Genomic DNA, 16,120 nt, shown 5'->3' with positions numbered 1-16,120 from the left:
TGACACATGGCAAGGTCGATGGTCCGCAGGGCGTTTGCCAGGGATTCCAGTATGACGGCGGCCTGCGGACCCTTGCCATGTGTCATCGCCGAAAGCACCGCGAGGGGTACGTCCCGTTCGGCCTCCCGGTCGTCCGCGATCACCGGCACGTTGTCCGGTCCCAGGACGAACGGCCGCACCGTCAGCGAGGGGCATCCGCGCACCCCGAGATGGATGGGCTCCGCCGCCCAGCGGGCCGTGGCGTGGCTCTGGGTGATGACGATGAGTACGGGTTCGCAGTGGTACTTCTCGTGCAGGTAGCTGAGGTAGTACGGCCAACTGCCCCGTTTCCGCTTGTCGATCTCACCCTGCGACTCGACGACCAGGAGATACGCCCCGTCGTCGGTCTCCGCCCGGAGCAACGTGTCCACGCGCCGCTCGACCGGTTCGATCTCGGTGAGGTCCACGTTCATGGCGGCGAACTCACGGGGTTCGGGGAAGGGGATGCCTAAGACGCCCTGCAGAGCACGGGTCAGAAGCGCGGGATCCTTCTGGAAGATCCGGTGCAGCGCCTCGTGCGACGAGCTGACCATCAACTCTCCTTTCTGTCCGATCAATTCGAGATGATCAACGATCTAGGCGGCGTTCAGGTCACACCACACGTACTTACCGCGCCGCCCGTTCCTCGACAGCGGCTGCCAGCCCCAGAGATCGGCGCAGGCCCGCACCAGGGCGAGACCCCGGCCCGCTTCGGCGTCCAACAGATCCGCCAACTGCCCCGGGGGTTCGGGCGGTTCGGGGTCCGCGTCCCACGCACCGACTCGCAGCACCCCCGCCGACCAGCACACCCGGAGCACCACCGGCCCCTTCGTGTGCAGTACGGCGTTGGCGACCAGCTCCGTCGCGAGGAGTTCGGCGGTGTCCGCGACACGGATGAGGCCGTGCACGGTGAGGACGAGACGGAGGGTGCGGCGACAGACGGTGACGGCACGGCGGTCGTGCGGGACGGAGAGGGAGTACTCCCAGGGCTCGGGTTGGGGTTCGGTTTTGGGCATGCGGCAGCTCCGGGGCGGTGGGTGTTGGCTGTTGAGTGCGCGCGGTGGCAGTGCCGCATCCGTCATGGCAGGGCGAAGCGGTGCGCTTCCGCAGCGTGTGCGTGGCACTACTGAAGGTAGAGCAAAAAATTTTGCTCGCGCAAGCCAATGCCGTAATCTGACCCCCGAACGAGGCACGGTCGCAGGCCAGTTGAGGGCGGGAGGGGCACATGGCACCAAGGAGCCAACCCACGGCACGACAGGTGCGCCTGGGCACCGAGTTGCGCCGCTTGCGGGAGGCAGCCGGGCTCAAAGCCCGCGAGGCGGCAGGCCTGTTGAATTCGACGTCAGCGCAGATGAGCCAGGTGGAAGCCGGCTTCGCGGGCGTCAGCGAGGAACGTGTACGGCGCCTTGCCGCCCACTACGCCTGTACCGACGATGCGTTGATCGACGCGCTCGTGGCGATGGCGACCGATCGGACACAGGGGTGGTGGGAGGACTTCCGGGGCATCCTGTCGACACCCTTTCTGGACGTCGCCGAACTGGAGCACCACGCGACGTTCCTGCGCGACGTGGTCGTCATCCACGTACCCGGCATGCTCCAAACACCCGACTACGCCCGCGCGGTGTTCTCGTACATGAATCCAGGGATGCCCGCGAGCGAGTTGGAACCACGGGTCGAACACCGGATGCGGCGCCGCGCGGTCCTGGGAGGAGGAAGCCCCACCCCGTACGAGGCGATCGTCCACGAGGTCGCTCTGCGCATCCGCGTCTCCGACCGCCGTGTCACTCACGCCCAGCTCAAGCAGATGCTGGATCTGAGCGAGCAGAACCACGTCACAGTGCGCGTCATCCCCGTAGATCAGGACGACTTCGCCGGTGGTGGAGCCGCGATGATGTACCTCGGCGGCCCAGTACCGAGACTGGACACCGGCCTTCGGGACGCCCCAGTGAACAAGGGGCCCATCGATGCCGAAGCCCAGCTACAACGACTTCGGACCTTGCTCCTTAAGGTGAGCAAGGCGTCACTCGCTCCTGCGCAGTCGCGGGATTTCATCCACCGTGTGGCGAAGGAACTTTGAGGATCCGCATGACCCAGGCCAGGCATTGGCAGAAGTCCACTTTCTCCGACGGCAGCGACGGCGACACCTGCATCGAACTCGCCGCCGCTCCCACCAGCCTCCACCTCCGCGAAAGCGTCACCCCGAACACCGAACTCACCACCACCCGCACTCCGTTGACTCACCTCATTCGCGGCATCAAGGCAGGCCTGTTCCGCCCCTGATCCCGATTCACCGCATCGGCTTCGCGACATGCCCCAGCGCGACAAGCCCGATGCCGATCGCCAGCAGCGATACGGATTGGCGGTTCAAGCTCGCCAACATCACCAGGACCCCCGCTCCCCAGAGCCTCGGCTGCCGTACTCGTCGCTGAAGCCATCGACCAGGCACGCGGCCGAGAAGCAGGGCGTGAATCCCAAGGACCGCCAGGATCACGGCCGTAGCAACCAGCACCAGGGCCAGGACAAGGAACGTGAACATGTCGATCCTCCCGTTGGCCCCGCTCCGGGCCACGGTGCTATCCAACCCGACCCGTCCCAGCCCCTGACGAGCGTTCAGAGCAGAACGATCGGGTTGCTCAGCGCCGCCATGCTCCCCCCGGGATGCCGCACCTCGACCCGGACGAACGCCGACTCCCGCGCATCGGTACGCCACTCCACCACGCCCACACCCTCGGCGGACAGCGAAGCGCCGTAGACCCTCCCCGCCCCGTGTGAAAACTGACCACCCCCGACGGCACACCATGCACCCCCACCCGAGCCGTCACCGGCTCGTCACCACCCTCCAACCGCCCACCGATACCCACCCGTTGAGCCCCGGCAGACACCGTGAACGACAACTCCACCGCAGCGGACCCGGCGATCCAACTCCGCCCGGCCCCGATGCCGGCGAGTACCGCGTCGGCGCTCAGCCCGGCAGCCCGGACCACGGTGTGCGGAACGCCGATCTGACCCGTGAGGTGTGTGTCGCTGTTGCCCATCGCCGGCCGCCACGCGCCGCGCCGGACAGCCGCTTCAAGAGACCGCCCCCACTCCGCCAACGCCGCCTCGTTGTCCGCCTGCCAGGGCAGGTCCGAGGTCCACGGCCCGTTCCAGACCTCCACCACGTCGAACCCCTCGTGGGGGTACAGGAACGTCCCCGAGTCGTACGGCGCGTGCGGGTGGGCCACCACACACAGCCCACCCCCGCGACGGACCTCGTCGAGATGCCGGTCGATCACCCCGTCCCGCACGCCGTACCGCCAGTCGACCACCCGCCCGTACCGAACCCCCAGCGCGAGCCAGTGTCCGGTACGGGTGGTGACCTCCTGCCCCAGGATCACCAGCAGATCGTCACCGCCGTGGCGACCCCAAGTGCCGTGCGTATCCGCGTTGTTGTGCTCGGTGGCGGCCAGGAAATCCAGCCCCGCCGCCCGCGCCTCGACGGCAAGGCGTTCCGGTGTCAGCTCGCCGCCGTGCGAGCACACCGAGTGGACATGGCAGTCGCCCCGGTACCAGCGACCTTCCCGACCGGCGGTCACCCGATCACGCGGCGTCGAGGGCAGCGGTGATCTTGCGGACCATCTCCGTCATGACCGGGCTGACCTCGCCCTTCTTGGGCCGGACGGCCGCTTCGACGGCGACCAGGACCGTGCCGCGGAAGTTGTCGGCCTCCGCCGGATCCTGCTTCGTGAGCAGGTTCATGGCGCTGGTCAGGGCCGGCAGCACGTGGTCGGCGATCTCGGCCACGGACTTGCCGTCCAGGTTCGCGATCTTGGTGTGCTCGGCGAGCACGTGGCCGACCTGACCGGTCGCCGAACTCAGCGCGAGGCTGCCCTGGGTGGCGATCCGGTGCGGCGAACCGGCGACGGCTCCGGCGGCCGACAGGAGGGTGACGGCGCCGTACGCGGCGGTGCGCAGGGTGTTCTTGTCCTGGTCGGTAAGGGTGATGGCCATGATGGTCTGCTCCTCGGGTTCGGGCGCGGCCCCGGTCGGGGCTCGGTTCGCCTTCGTTCTGGAACAGAGCCTGCGCCCACCCGGTTTCACGACGCCCTCAACCCGCTTTCAGCGGACAGGGGACATCTTGATACTCCCCGAGACCCTCTGAAATTCCCTGGTCAGACCACCCGCGTACCCCGCCGCCACACCCCACTCACCAACGGCACCCCCGGCCGATACGCCAGATGCACATGACTCGGCGCATCCAGCAGAGTCAGGTCCGCACGCGCCCCGACCGTCACCCGGCCCACGTCATCCCGTCGCAACGCCGCCGCCCCACCCGCCGTGGCCGCCCACACCGCCTCGTCCGGCGTCATCCCCATGTCCCGTACCGCCAGCGCGATGCAGAAGGGGACGGAGGACGTGAAGGACGAACCCGGGTTGCAGTCCGTCGACAGGGCGACCGTGACGTCCGCGTCCAACAGGCGGCGCGCGTCCGGCCATTCCGCCCGTGTCGAGAACTCGGCGCCGGGCAGGAGCGTCGCGACCGTCCGGCCGGCCGCCAGCGCGTCCACGTCCGCGTCCGTCAGATGCGTGCAGTGGTCCGCGCTCGCCGCGTCCAGTTCCACGGCGAGTTGGACGCCGGGGCCGTAGGAGAGCTGGTTGGCGTGGATGCGTGGGTGCAGGCCCTTCGCCTTGCCCGCCGTCAGGATCGCGCGCGCCTGGTCGCCGTCGAACGCGCCCTTCTCGCAGAACACGTCGATCCAACGGGCGTGCGGGGCACAGGCGTCGAGCATCTCGCCGGTGACCAGCGCCACGTACGCGGCGGGGTCGTCGGCGTAGTCGGGCGAGACGATGTGCGCGCCGAGGTACGTCACCTCGTCCGTGTGCGCGGCGGCGATACGCAGCGCGCGCGACTCGTCCGCGACCGTCAGGCCGTAGCCCGACTTGGTCTCGAAGGTGGTGGTGCCCTGGCGGAGGGCCTCGTCCAGGTAACGGGTGAGGTTCGCCTCCAGTTCCCCGTCGCTCGCCGCGCGCGTCGCCGCGACCGTCGTACGGATGCCGCCCGCGCTGTACGCCCGCCCGGACATGCGGGCGTTGAACTCCTGGGTGCGGTCGCCCGCGAAGACGAGGTGCGAGTGGGAGTCCACGAAGCCCGGCAGGACCGCCCTCCCACCGGCGTCGACCCGATTGTCAGTGGCGGGTGCTTTGCTTGTCTCACCGGTCCACGCGATGCGGTCGCCGTCGATGACGACGGCCGCGTCCTGGATCAGACCGAGGGGAGATCCGTCACCGAGGGAGAGGGAGGGGTCGTTGGTGACCAGCGTGGCGATGTTGGTGATGACGGTGCTGCTCATCGTGTCCTCGTGGGTGCGGGGGGTCGTGTCGGCGTCGGTGCGGGGGTCGGGGGTCGTCTCTACGCGCGCAGGGCTTCGACTGCCTGCGCCAAGGCCTGCGGCACATCCGGTACGAGCGCGTGCGCCCCGTCGCGTACGACGTGCCGGCCGCCCACGACCGTGTGCCGTACGTCCGCTGCCGTCGCCGCGAATACGGCCGTCTCGGCGCCGAGCCTGGGCACCGGGCCCGCTGTCCTGACCGAGTCGAGCGCGATCGTCGTGAAGTCGGCGAGGGCGCCTGCCGTCAGGCTGCCCGCCTCGTCCCAACCGAGTGCCGCGTGGCCGTCGGCCGAGGCCGCGCGGAGCAGGGCCGCCGCCGTCCAGTGGCCCCGGGTGCGGGTGCGCAGGCGCTCGTTCAGCTCCATCGCGCGGGCCTCTTCGAGCAGGTCGATGACGGCGTGACTGTCGGAGCCGAGGGAGAGGGGTGAGCCGGCTCGCTGGAGGGCTACGGCGGGGCCGATGCCGTCGGCCAGGTCGCGTTCGGTCGTCGGGCACATGCAGGTGCCCGTCCCGGTGGAGCCCAGCAGCGCGATGTCCTCGTCCGTGAGGTGCGTGTTGTGGACGCCCGTGGTGCGCGGGCCCAACACCCCGTGCTCGGCGAGGAGTTGGGTCGGCGTGCGGTCGTGGGCGGCGCGGCAGGCGTCGTTCTCCGCGGTCTGCTCGGAGAGGTGGACGTGGAGGGGGGCCCGGCGCTCCTCGGCCCAGCGGGCCACGGTCGCCAACTCACCGGCGGGCACGGCCCGTACGGAGTGGATGGCGGCACCGATCCTCGCGTGATCCCGTTCCTTGAGAAGTGAACAGCGTTCCGCCCAGGCGTCCGCGCTTCCGTCGGAGAAGCGGAGCTGGTGGTGGTTGGGGGGCTGTCCGAAGCCGGAGGAGAGGTAGGCGGTGTCGAGGAGGGTGATGCGGATACCGGCTTCGGAGGCGGCGGCGATGAGCGCCTCGCCCATGGCGTTGAGGTCGGCGTACGGGGTGCCGCCGTGCGCGTGGTGCACGTAGTGGAACTCGCCGACCGCCGTGATCCCGGCCAGCGCCATCTCGGCGTACACCGCGCGGGCCAGTGCGTGGTAGGTGTCCGGGGTGAGCTGGTCGGCGAAGGAGTACATCAGCTCGCGCCAGGTCCAGAAGGTGCCGGAGCCGACCTGGACGGTGCCGCGCAGGGCGCGGTGGAAGGCGTGGCTGTGGGCGTTGGCTAGGCCGGGGAGGGTGAGGCCGCGGAGGATCTCGGCGCCGGGGGGCGGGGTGTCGACCTCGGTGCGGACGGCCGCGATCCGTCCGTCACTCACCTCCAGGGCGACGCCCGGCTCGACGTTGGTGTCGAGCCAGGCGTGTTCCAGCCAGTACGTCCGCGTGGTGGGGTGCGTCACCTGCAGGCCAGCCCTTCCAGTACGTCGGCGAGTGCGGTCACCCCGGCCACGCAGTCGTCCTCGGCCGCGAACTCGGCCGGGGAGTGCGAGACGCCCGTGGGGTTGCGCACGAACAGCATGGCGGTCGGGATGCTCCCGGAGAGGATTCCGGCGTCGTGTCCGGCACCGGTGCCCAGGACGGGGACGGTGAGTTCCGTGCCGGTGCCCGTACCCGTACCTGTTCCCAGGACGCGGGCGAGTTCGTCGCGCAGGGCGTGGTCGAACTCGACGACCGGGGTGAAGGACTCCCGGACGATGTCGAGGTCGATGCCGTGGGCTTCCGCGTACTCGCGGGCCGCCTTCTCGATGCCGGTGACCACCGTGTCCAGGGTGTCCTGGTCGGCGGCGCGGGAGTCGAGCCAGCCGCGCACGAGGGAGGGGATGGCGTTGACTCCGTTCGGCTCGACGGCGATCTTCCCGAACGTGGCGACGGCGCCCGCGAGTTGGGCCTCGCGGCGGGCGGCGAGCACGGTCTCGGCGTACGACAGCATCGGGTCGCGGCGGTCCACCAGCCGCGTCGTGCCGGCGTGGTTGGCCTCGCCCCGGAAGTCGAACCGCCACCGTCCGTGCGGCCAGATGGCGCTGGCGATGCCGACCCGGTCGCCGGACAGGTCCAGGGCGCGGCCCTGTTCGACGTGGAGTTCGACGAACGCGCCGATGCGGGCGAGCCGTTCGGGGTCGGGGCCGATGGCGTCGGCGTCGTAGCCGGCCGCCGCCATGGCCTGGGGCAGCGTGACCCCGTCGCCGTCGGTCAGCCGGTGCGCCTGCCCGACGGTGAGCTGCCCGGCGGTCAGGCGCGACCCGACACAGGCGAGCCCGAAGCGGGCGCCCTCCTCGTCCCCGAAGTTCACGATGGCCAGCGGCCTGGTGAACTCCACGCCCCTGCCCCGCAGTTCGTCGAGCGCGGCGAAGGACGAGACGACACCGAGGGGACCGTCGAAGGCTCCGCCGTCGGGTACCGAGTCGAGGTGCGATCCGGTGACGACGGCGTCCCCGGCGGCGGGGTCACCGAGCCAGGCCCACTGGTTGCCGTTGCGGTCGAGTTCGTAGGCCAGCCCGCGGGTCTCGGCCTGTGCCTTGAACCAGGCCCGGCACTCGGCGTCGGCGCCCGTCCAGGCGAACCGGCGGTAGCCACCGGAGTCGGGGTGCCGACCGATGGGCAGCAGCTCGCGCCACATCCCGTGGAAGGAGTCACCGGCCACCAGGGCCGCGCCGGCACTGGCACCGGCACTCGCACTCGCGCCCGCGATCACACCCGCACCCGGCGACGAGAGACCCGTCCCCGCCGAAGAGCTGCCGCCCCGCTCGTCTCCCGGAAGGGTCACGCGTCGTCACCCTCGCGCATCGGCACCCGTACGCCCCGCTCGTCCGCGACCCGCTCCGCGATGTCGTAGCCGGCGTCGACGTGGCGGATGACGCCCATGCCGGGGTCGTTGGTCAGGACGCGGCGGATCTTCTCGCCGGCGAGCTTCGTGCCGTCGGCGACGGAGACCTGGCCCGCGTGGATGGAGCGGCCCATGCCGACGCCGCCGCCGTGGTGGATGGAGACCCAGGAGGCGCCGGAGGCGACGTTGACCATGGCGTTCAGCAGCGGCCAGTCGGCGATCGCGTCGGAGCCGTCGAGCATGGCCTCGGTCTCGCGGTAGGGGGAGGCGACGGAGCCGCAGTCGAGGTGGTCACGGCCGATGGCCAGGGGCGCCGCCAGCTCGCCGCTCGCCACCATGTCGTTGAAGCGCTCGCCGGCCTTGTCGCGCTCGCCGTAGCCGAGCCAGCAGATGCGGGCCGGGAGGCCCTGGAAGTGGACGCGCTCACCGGCCAGCTTGATCCAGCGGTGGAGGGACTCGTTCTCCGGGAAGAGGTCGAGGATCGCCTTGTCCGTCTTGTGGATGTCGGAGGCCTCGCCGGAGAGGGCGGCCCAGCGGAAGGGGCCCTTGCCCTCGGAGAAGAGGGGGCGGATGTAGGCGGGGACGAAGCCGGGGAAGGCGAACGCCCGGTCGTATCCGGCGAGTTGAGCCTCGCCGCGGATCGAGTTGCCGTAGTCGAAGACCTCGGCGCCGGCGTCCATGAAGCCGACCATCGCCTCGACGTGCGTGGCCATGGACTCCCGGGCGCGGACGGTGAAGCCCGCCGGGTCCTTCGCGGCGGCGTCGGCCATGTCCTCGAAGGCGATGCCCACCGGGAGGTAGGCGAGCGGGTCGTGGGCCGAGGTCTGGTCGGTCACGATGTCGATGGGGGCGCCCTCGGCGAGCATCTGCGGGAGCAGCTCCGCCGCGTTGCCGAGGAGGCCGATGGAGAGCGGGCGGCGGGCGTCGCGGGCCTCGACGGCCAACTCCAGGGCGTGGCGCAGGTTGTCGGCCTTGACGTCGAGGTAGCGGTGCTCGATGCGGCGCTCGATGGCGCGCGGGTCGACGTCGATACAGATCGCGACGCCGTCGTTCATCGTGACCGCGAGGGGCTGGGCGCCGCCCATGCCGCCGAGGCCGGCGGTGAGGGTGATGGTCCCGGCGAGGGTGCCGTTGAACTTCTTCGCGGCGACGGCGGCGAAGGTCTCGTAGGTGCCCTGGAGGATGCCCTGGGTGCCGATGTAGATCCAGGAACCGGCGGTCATCTGGCCGTACATGGTGAGGCCGAGGGCCTCGAGGCGCCGGAACTCCTCCCAGTTGGCCCAGTCGCCGACCAGGTTGGAGTTGGCGATGAGGACGCGCGGCGCCCACTCGTGGGTCTGCATCACGCCGACGGGGCGGCCGGACTGGACGAGCATCGTCTCGTCCTGCTTGAGGGTGCGCAGCGTGCGGACCATGGCGTCGAAGGAGCGCCAGTCGCGCGCGGCCTTGCCGGTGCCGCCGTAGACGACGAGCTTGTCGGGGTGTTCGGCGACCTCGGGGTCCAGGTTGTTCTGCAGCATCCGCAGGGCGGCTTCCTGCTGCCATCCCAGGGCGCTCAGTTCCGTACCGCGGGGTGCTCGTACGGGGCGGGGTCCTGACATGGTCTGCCTCCTAGCGGACTGCTCTCAGCGGATCTGTGTGCACATCTTTACTGCGGTTATTCACATCCTGGCGTCCTGAATAGAACTAGTCAATACATCGAGGCGTCGTAGTGGGCAGGCTCTGGATGTTTGGCTGGATGTAAGGACCACGGGCAACGACACGACGGGGGACGCAGTGAACGACGTACACCAGGGTCACACGGACGGCGCCGAGCGGACCGCGCGCCGGGACCAGGCGGTGCGGGCGGCGATCGAACAGGGGCTGCTGGGGCCGGGTTCGCCCATCGTCGCCCTGCTGGACGTGACCGGTGTCCGGGAGTCGGCGGCGGCGCTGCGCGCGGCCTTCGACGCGGTGACGGCGCCCGGGACGCCCGTGCTGCACGCGTTCGCCGTGAAGGCGAGCCCGCTCGTGCCCGTGCTGCGGCTGCTGCACGAGGAGGGGATCGGCGCGGAGGTGGCCAGCCCGGGCGAGTTGGCGCTGGCGCGGGCGGCGGGCGTACGGCCGGAGCGGACCGTGCTCGACGCGCCCGCGAAGACGCCGGCGGAGCTGCGGGAGGCGCTGGCGCTGGGGATCGCGGTGAACGTCGACAATCCGCAGGAGTTGGAGCGGGTCGATGGGCTGATGCGGTCGGCCGGCAGTCGTTCGCCGCTCGGGATCCGGGTCAATCCGCAGATCGGGGCGGGTTCCATCGCCGCGCTGTCCACCGCCACGGCCACCTCGAAGTTCGGGGTGGCGCTGCGGGACGAGGGGGCGCGGGAGTGGGTGGTGCGGGCGTTCGCCGAGCGGCCGTGGCTGAGTCGGCTGCACGCGCACACCGGGTCGCAGGGGATTCCGCTGGCGCTGCTCGCGCGGGGTGTCGCCGAGACGTACGAACTGGCGGAGGAGATCAACGCGCGGCTCGGGCGGCGGCAGATCGACACGCTCGACATCGGCGGCGGGCTGGGGGTGAACTTCGGCTCGGACGCGACGAGTCCGACGTACGCCCAGTACGCGCGGCTGTTGCGGGAGGCGGTACCAGGGCTGTTCGACGGGCGGTACGGGCTGGTGACCGAGTTCGGGCGGTCGATGCTGGCCAAGCAGGGGACGGTGGTGGCCCGGGTCGAGTACACGAAGAGCGCCGGCGGGCGGCCGATCGCGATCACGCACGCGGGGGTGCAGGTCGCGACGCGGACGGTGTACGCGCCGCAGTCGTGGCCGCTGCGGATCGCCGCCTACGACGGGAAGGGGCGGCCCAAGTCGGGGGCGGACGTGGTGCAGGACGTCGCCGGGCCCGCCTGCTTCGCGGGTGATCTGCTCGCACAGGGACAGGCGTTGCCCCTGCTGGAGCAGGGGGACCACGCGGCGGCGCTGGACACCGGGGCGTACTACTTCGCGGCCCACTACGCCTACAACTCCCTTGCCCGGCCCGGGATTTACGGCTTCGTCCAGGACGGTGCCGGGGGTGTGGCGTTCGCGACCGTGCGGGAGCCGCAGACGACGGCGGAGATCGTGGCCGAATCCGGCGGGGCGCACGCCGCCGCGCTCACCACCCTGCGGGCTCCCGGGCGCCGTTGACGCGCGCCGGTGGGCGCACGGTTCAACTGGCTCGTGCAACTGGTGTGAAAACGGGGTCAGTTGACCCACCTTAGTCACTCGGGGCATGTCCCACTGGAAAATGCCAGATCCCTCACCCCTCGGCCATACGGTGCGTAGCTTCGTCGTCACTCAGCCGAACCGCAGGCGGGAGGGGAGCCACGGTGCCCGGAATCGACGAGTGCTTACTGGAGGCCATGCGACTGCCCGGTGCCCGGGGCGCCGCGCTGGTCGACTGGACCAGCGGGCTGGCCCTGGGCGTCGTAGGAGAGTCGCCCGGGGGTGACCAGGAGGCCAGTGCGGCGGAGGCCGCGGAGCTGGCTCGACTGGCGGCCGAGCACCGGGCGTTCGCGTCCGACGCGGCCGAAGGAGAGGAGGCCGACGATCCTCCGCTGGAGGATCTGATCGTCAGCAACCGGGACAGCTATCACGTGCTCAGGTTCGTGCGGACGTCGTTCGACAGCAGCGTGTTCCTGCATCTGTGGCTGGCCCGAGCGGAGGGCAATCTCGCGCTGGCCCGGATCCGGCTCGGCGAGATGGCCGGACGGCTGGTGCTCGGATGACCGCCGTCAAGGCCACACCGGCCACCCCGCCGCCGCGGCTGCCCGTGCGGGCCAAGGCGGACGCCGGGGAGCGCGGCTGGGGCGGGGTCTCGCCGATGCTGACCAGGCTCGCCGCCGAGGAGGCGACCGGGGTGCTCGTGCGCGAGCGCGGCAGCCTGCATCTCGTCGACGGCGCGGTCGTGCACGCCGAGAGCCCGTTCGCCCCCGGTCTCGACCTGCTCCTCACCGCGCACGGCACCCTGCGCGCCGAGGCCTGGGAGGCCGCCGCCAGGGCGACCGACGAACGGCACGCCACGACCCGACTGCTGCTGGACGGCGGCGAGTTGAGCTCGGGCGCGCTGGAGCTGTGCCATCTGGGGGCGCTGTACGACGCGGCGTACTTCGTGCTCGCGCCGAGCAGCACCCCGGGGCGTTTCCGGTACGGCGTGACACATCCGGTCGGGGGTGTGCGGCCGGTTCCGGTGGCCGCACTGGAGCGGGAGACGCTGCGCCGCCGCGATCTGCTGCACCGCGTCTGGCCGGACGCGGCGACGGACGGCGCGCCGCTGGTGCGGGCCGACCCCGTCGCGCCCCCGCCGGTCACCGCCCGGCAGGCGGCGGTGCTGACGCTGGTGGACGGCGTACGGACGGCGACGGACATCGCGCGGGCGCTGGGCCGGCGGGCCTATCCCACGCTGCTGGACGTCCGTCGGCTGGTGTCGGCGGGGCTCGTCTCGCCCCGGCCGCCCGCGCCCGTCGCCGCGCCGCGGCTGCCGGACGTCACCGATCCCGACATCACATTGCTGAAGAGGCTCAGGGATGCGCTGGAGGCCCTTTGAGTGGCAGCGAGCACGCGCCGAGAGGAGAGAGCCGATGGCCGCCGAGGCCGAGATCCTCGACGAGCTGCGCCGGTTGAGAGCCCGGGTGCCCCAGTTGACCGGGGCGCTGGCGGCGGGCGTCGACGGTCTCGTGCTGGCGCAGGACACCCCGGGCGTCGAGCCGGAGCGGGTGGCCGCGCTGACCGTGACGGCGCTCGGCGTGGCCGTACGGATGGCGGACGCGACCGGTCAGGGCGACTTCCGCGAGCTGATCGTGCGCGGGGTCTACGGCTATGTCGCGACCTACGCGGCGGGCCGCGGCGCCGTGCTGACCGTGCTCGCCCAGGACCGGGTGAACGTCGGCCGGCTGCTGCTGGAGGGCCGCCGCGCGGGGGTCCGGATCGGAGAACTGGTCGACGCCGAGGCGGCGGCCGCGGCGGAGGCCGAGGCCGCGGAGCAGGCCCGGGCCGCGCCCACCAAGACCACCACCGCACGAACGAGAACAGCGCGCGCACCACGCACCACCACAGGCACCAACGCGCGCACCACCACGGAAAGTTGAACGGACCCAAAGGAGCACAGTCATGGCCAACACCGAAACCTCCCTCAAAGAGGCGCTGACCTCCATCGAGGGCGCGACCGGGGTCGCGCTCGTCGACTACACCAGCGGAATGGCGCTCGGCACGATGGGCGGCAGCAAGACCTTCGACCTCGGCGTCGCCGCCGCCGGGAACACCGACGTCGTGCGCTCCAAACTGCGCACGATGGAGCACCTCGGGCTGAAGGGCGAGATCGAGGACATCCTGATCACCCTCTCCAGCCAGTACCACCTGATCCGCCTGCTCAAGGGCCGGGGCGGCAACGGCCTGTTCCTCTACCTGGTGCTGGACGCCGGCCGCGCCAACCTGGCGATGGCCCGGCACCAGTTGAAGAAGATCGAGGCGGACCTGGAGGTGTAGGCCCGCCTCCGGGATCCGACTACGCGTAGACGTCGCCGCGGCGGCGCGCCCCACCCGGGGTCGCGTCGCCCGCGGCGATGCCGGTGGAGCGGTAGCCCCTGACCGGCTTGCCGGCCGGGGCGCCGCCCCGCTTGTCCAGCCAGTCGACGCGGATCCACAGCAGTACGTCGTCGGCCCGCTCACGGCGGCCCAGCCAGGCGGCCTTCAGGCGCAGCCCGGTACCGGCGCCGGCGAGCAGCATGCCGCCGGCCGCCGGCACGGCGAACGCGCTGCCCAGCGCGAGCGCGCAGGCGAGGACGAGCCACCAGCGGTGGCCGCGGCGCCAGTTCCGTACGGAGACCGCGCGGTCCTGGAGCACGTCGTGCTTCCCGGCCCGGGCGGCGGCGCGGGCGAGGGTGGTGTAGCGCTTGCGGCGCGCGTACGACACCACGAGCGCCGCGAGGATGAACAGGGCGGCCCCGGCCATCACCCCGATCCGGCGCCCGGTGATGCCGGACGGCAGCACGCCGACACCCGCCGCCAGCACCCCGAACCACCACGTGGGGGCGGCCCCGGCTCGTACGACGACGGCCACTCGGGCCAGCCCCTGGACTCTGCGATCTCCGCGTGCCACGTCCCGCCTCCTGGTCGTCCCGGCACAGTTCCGTCGGGCCGTGAGACTAGTGAGCGAACGTGAGACGAGTCTGAGAAGACACCAGATGGGACAGCGTGTCTCACTCCACGAACAGCCCCCGCGCCGCCGCCCGCGCGTCGAACTCCTCCAACCGGGCCTGCGCGTCCGGCAGGTCGTCGCACATCGCCTCCAGCAGGACCCGGCCCAGCAGCATCGGCGCGCAGGCCGTGTCGAAGGCGAGGCCGGTGCCGACGGCGGCCGGGATGAGCAGGTCGGAGACCTTGGCGACGGGCGCGAACGCCGAGTCCGCGACGGTGACGACGGTCAGGCCCGCCTCCCGCGCGTACGCCAGGGTGTCGACGACCTCGCGCGGGTGCCGGGGCAGCGCGAAGCACAGCAGGGCGGTGGCACCGGCCCGGACGGCCGCGTCGATCCGGTCGTGGATCATCGTGCCGCCCTCGTTGAGCAGCCGTACGTCCGGGTGGACCTTGGCGGCGAAGTACGCGAAGCCGTACGCCTGGGAGGCCGCCGCGCGCAGGCCGAGGACGGGCAGCGGGCGCGAGGCGGCGAGCAGTCGGCCGGCCTTCGCGACCGGGCGGGGGTCGGCCAGTATCTCGGCGAGGTGCTTGAGGTTCTCGATCTCCGCCTCTACGGCCTGCTGGTACTCGTTGTACGACGCCGTGTCGGTGACGGACTCGGCGGGCGCGACCTCGCGGAGGTGTTTGCGCAGGGCCGGGTAGCCGTCGAAGCCGAGGGCGACCGCGAAGCGGGTCACGGAGGGCTGGCTGACCCCGGCGAGTTCGGCGAGTTCGACGCTGGAGAGGAACGGCACCTCGGCGGCGCGCCGCACCATGCTGTGCGCGATGCGCCGCTGGGTCGGCGTGAGCCGGTGCCCCTCGAAGAGCGCCTGCAACCGTGCCGCCGGGCTGTCGGTCACGTCCATACCCCTGTCCACACCCCTGTCCGCCCTGTCCGCCCTGTCCACCCTGTCCACCCTGTCCACAGTGCCGTCCACGCTCATGCCGTGCTCCCCCTCCAGATGTCCGTGAACCGGTCCAGCAGTCCCGCCGCCGCCGTCACATCGTCCGTGAGCGGCCGGTCCGCCGTCTCGTCGGTGAGTACGGACTCGGCCAGCTCCAGCGCACGGCCGACCGGGAGTTCCGGGTCGGGCCGCAGGTCCCGCTGGCGCAACGCCCGGACGGCGGCGACGAGTTCGCAGCCGACGACGAGACGGTACGCGCGGCAGGCGCGCAGTGTCTGACGTGCGGCGAGCGAGGCGAAGCTGGCCTGTTCCTCGACGCCCCGGGAGAGTACAGCGTGCCCGAGCGAGGCGGGAGCCGAGAACGCGCGCAGGTCGCCGAGCGCGGCCGCGGCGGCGTACTCCAGGATCATCACGCCGGAGGAGGCGGGTTCGTTGTCGGCGAGGAAGGGCTTGAGGCGGGTGAACCCGGGTTCGTTGAGCGAGGAGAGCCGGGAGGTCGACAGCCGGGCGACCTGGGTGAGCGCGAGCCTGAAGTGGTCCAGGGCGAGGACGAGTTGGGCCTGGTAGAAGCCGCCGTGGTGGTAGGCGGTCATGTCCTCGGCGGAGATGAAGGGGTTCTCGGCGGCGGCGTTGATCTCGATCGCGAGCACCTCCTCCAACGCGTCCGCGGCGTCGTGCGCGGGACCGTGGATCTGCGGCAGACACCGGAACCCGTACGGGTCCTGGATCCGCCCGAGCGGAGGAGTGGGCCGGTCGGCGGCCCCGATCAACTCCCGCATCCGCCGCGCCACTTCGCTCGACCCCCGATGCGGCCGAGCGGCATGCACCGGCGCCGCGAACGGCTCGTGCGACCC

General features: G+C 71.4%; 18 protein-coding genes and 1 pseudogene. 7 read left to right on the top strand and 12 right to left on the bottom strand.

From position 1 onward, the window contains the following. Positions 1-572, bottom strand: a pseudogene (locus JHN63_RS42800) (hypothetical protein); the annotation flags it as partial. 42 nt (positions 573-614) lie between these two features. Then, a complete protein-coding gene (locus JHN63_RS42795; protein WP_200690530.1) occupies positions 615-1,034 on the bottom strand; it encodes an ATP-binding protein in 420 nt (139 codons plus the stop codon). A 209-nt stretch (positions 1,035-1,243) separates the two neighbouring features. Between JHN63_RS42795 and JHN63_RS42790 the strand changes: the two genes are divergently transcribed. Both JHN63_RS42790 and JHN63_RS42785 read left to right on the top strand, forming a co-directional pair. Next, complete coding sequence (locus JHN63_RS42790) at positions 1,244-2,095, top strand: helix-turn-helix transcriptional regulator (protein ID WP_200690529.1); 852 nt, start codon at positions 1,244-1,246, stop codon at positions 2,093-2,095. An 8-nt stretch (positions 2,096-2,103) separates the two neighbouring features. Then, entirely contained in the window at positions 2,104-2,298 is a 195-nt protein-coding gene (locus JHN63_RS42785) for a DUF397 domain-containing protein (RefSeq protein ID WP_200690528.1), read from the top strand. A 7-nt stretch (positions 2,299-2,305) separates the two neighbouring features. Here the strand turns inward: JHN63_RS42785 and JHN63_RS42780 are convergent, their stop codons facing one another. From JHN63_RS42780 to hutU, 7 genes are all read right to left on the bottom strand, one after another. Next, complete coding sequence (locus tag JHN63_RS42780) at positions 2,306-2,554, bottom strand: hypothetical protein (RefSeq protein ID WP_200690527.1); 249 nt, start codon at positions 2,552-2,554, stop codon at positions 2,306-2,308. Positions 2,555-2,651: 97 nt separating this feature from the next. Continuing rightward, on the bottom strand, positions 2,652-3,593 hold the full coding sequence (locus JHN63_RS42775) for a CehA/McbA family metallohydrolase (RefSeq protein ID WP_307782114.1): 942 nt from the start codon (positions 3,591-3,593) through the stop codon (positions 2,652-2,654). Between the two features lie 4 nt (positions 3,594-3,597). Further along, positions 3,598-4,008 (bottom strand): hypothetical protein, encoded by a 411-nt coding sequence (locus JHN63_RS42770; RefSeq protein ID WP_200690526.1) that lies wholly within the window; start codon positions 4,006-4,008, stop codon positions 3,598-3,600. Between the two features lie 161 nt (positions 4,009-4,169). Beyond that, a complete protein-coding gene (hutI, locus tag JHN63_RS42765; RefSeq protein ID WP_200690525.1) occupies positions 4,170-5,348 on the bottom strand; it encodes an imidazolonepropionase in 1,179 nt (392 codons plus the stop codon). 59 nt (positions 5,349-5,407) lie between these two features. After that, entirely contained in the window at positions 5,408-6,754 is a 1,347-nt protein-coding gene (locus tag JHN63_RS42760) for a formimidoylglutamate deiminase (RefSeq protein WP_200690524.1), read from the bottom strand. After that, positions 6,751-7,971 carry an allantoate amidohydrolase gene (locus JHN63_RS42755; protein ID WP_200690532.1) on the bottom strand — a complete coding sequence of 407 codons (1,221 nt, stop codon included), beginning with the start codon at positions 7,969-7,971 and terminating at the stop codon, positions 6,751-6,753. The genes JHN63_RS42760 and JHN63_RS42755 overlap by 4 nt, the downstream gene beginning before the upstream one ends. Before the next feature lie 143 nt (positions 7,972-8,114). Next, entirely contained in the window at positions 8,115-9,779 is a 1,665-nt protein-coding gene (hutU, locus tag JHN63_RS42750; RefSeq protein WP_200690523.1) for a urocanate hydratase, read from the bottom strand. Positions 9,780-9,954: 175 nt separating this feature from the next. Here hutU and JHN63_RS42745 point away from each other — a divergent pair, with 175 nt between their 5' ends. From JHN63_RS42745 to JHN63_RS42725, 5 genes are all read left to right on the top strand, one after another. Further along, positions 9,955-11,334, top strand: a complete 1,380-nt coding sequence (locus JHN63_RS42745) for a diaminopimelate decarboxylase (RefSeq protein ID WP_200690522.1) — start codon at positions 9,955-9,957, stop codon at positions 11,332-11,334. A gap of 182 nt (positions 11,335-11,516) precedes the next feature. Beyond that, positions 11,517-11,915, top strand: a complete 399-nt coding sequence (locus JHN63_RS42740) for a hypothetical protein (RefSeq protein WP_200690521.1) — start codon at positions 11,517-11,519, stop codon at positions 11,913-11,915. Next, complete coding sequence (locus JHN63_RS42735) at positions 11,912-12,733, top strand: transcriptional regulator (RefSeq protein ID WP_200690520.1); 822 nt, start codon at positions 11,912-11,914, stop codon at positions 12,731-12,733. Before JHN63_RS42740 ends, JHN63_RS42735 begins: the two co-directional genes overlap by 4 nt. A gap of 34 nt (positions 12,734-12,767) precedes the next feature. Further along, positions 12,768-13,274 carry a roadblock/LC7 domain-containing protein gene (locus JHN63_RS42730; RefSeq protein ID WP_200690519.1) on the top strand — a complete coding sequence of 169 codons (507 nt, stop codon included), beginning with the start codon at positions 12,768-12,770 and terminating at the stop codon, positions 13,272-13,274. 22 nt (positions 13,275-13,296) lie between these two features. Beyond that, the gene (locus tag JHN63_RS42725) at positions 13,297-13,671 is read left to right on the top strand and encodes a hypothetical protein (protein ID WP_033284364.1); all 375 of its coding nucleotides are present in this window, start codon (positions 13,297-13,299) and stop codon (positions 13,669-13,671) included. 19 nt (positions 13,672-13,690) lie between these two features. Here the strand turns inward: JHN63_RS42725 and JHN63_RS42720 are convergent, their stop codons facing one another. From JHN63_RS42720 to JHN63_RS42710, 3 genes are all read right to left on the bottom strand, one after another. Continuing rightward, a complete protein-coding gene (locus JHN63_RS42720) occupies positions 13,691-14,284 on the bottom strand; it encodes a hypothetical protein (protein WP_307782113.1) in 594 nt (197 codons plus the stop codon). A gap of 100 nt (positions 14,285-14,384) precedes the next feature. Continuing rightward, on the bottom strand, positions 14,385-15,227 hold the full coding sequence (locus JHN63_RS42715) for a MurR/RpiR family transcriptional regulator (protein WP_200690518.1): 843 nt from the start codon (positions 15,225-15,227) through the stop codon (positions 14,385-14,387). A 74-nt stretch (positions 15,228-15,301) separates the two neighbouring features. Then, the coding region (locus JHN63_RS42710) for an aromatic amino acid lyase (protein ID WP_200690517.1) at positions 15,302-16,120 on the bottom strand (819 nt) is incomplete at its 5' end.

Origin of the sequence: Streptomyces sp. MBT65 (genome assembly GCF_016612545.1) — a bacterium.
GTDB lineage: Bacteria > Actinomycetota > Actinomycetes > Streptomycetales > Streptomycetaceae > Streptomyces.
This window is presented reverse-complemented; position numbering and strand designations above follow the sequence as displayed.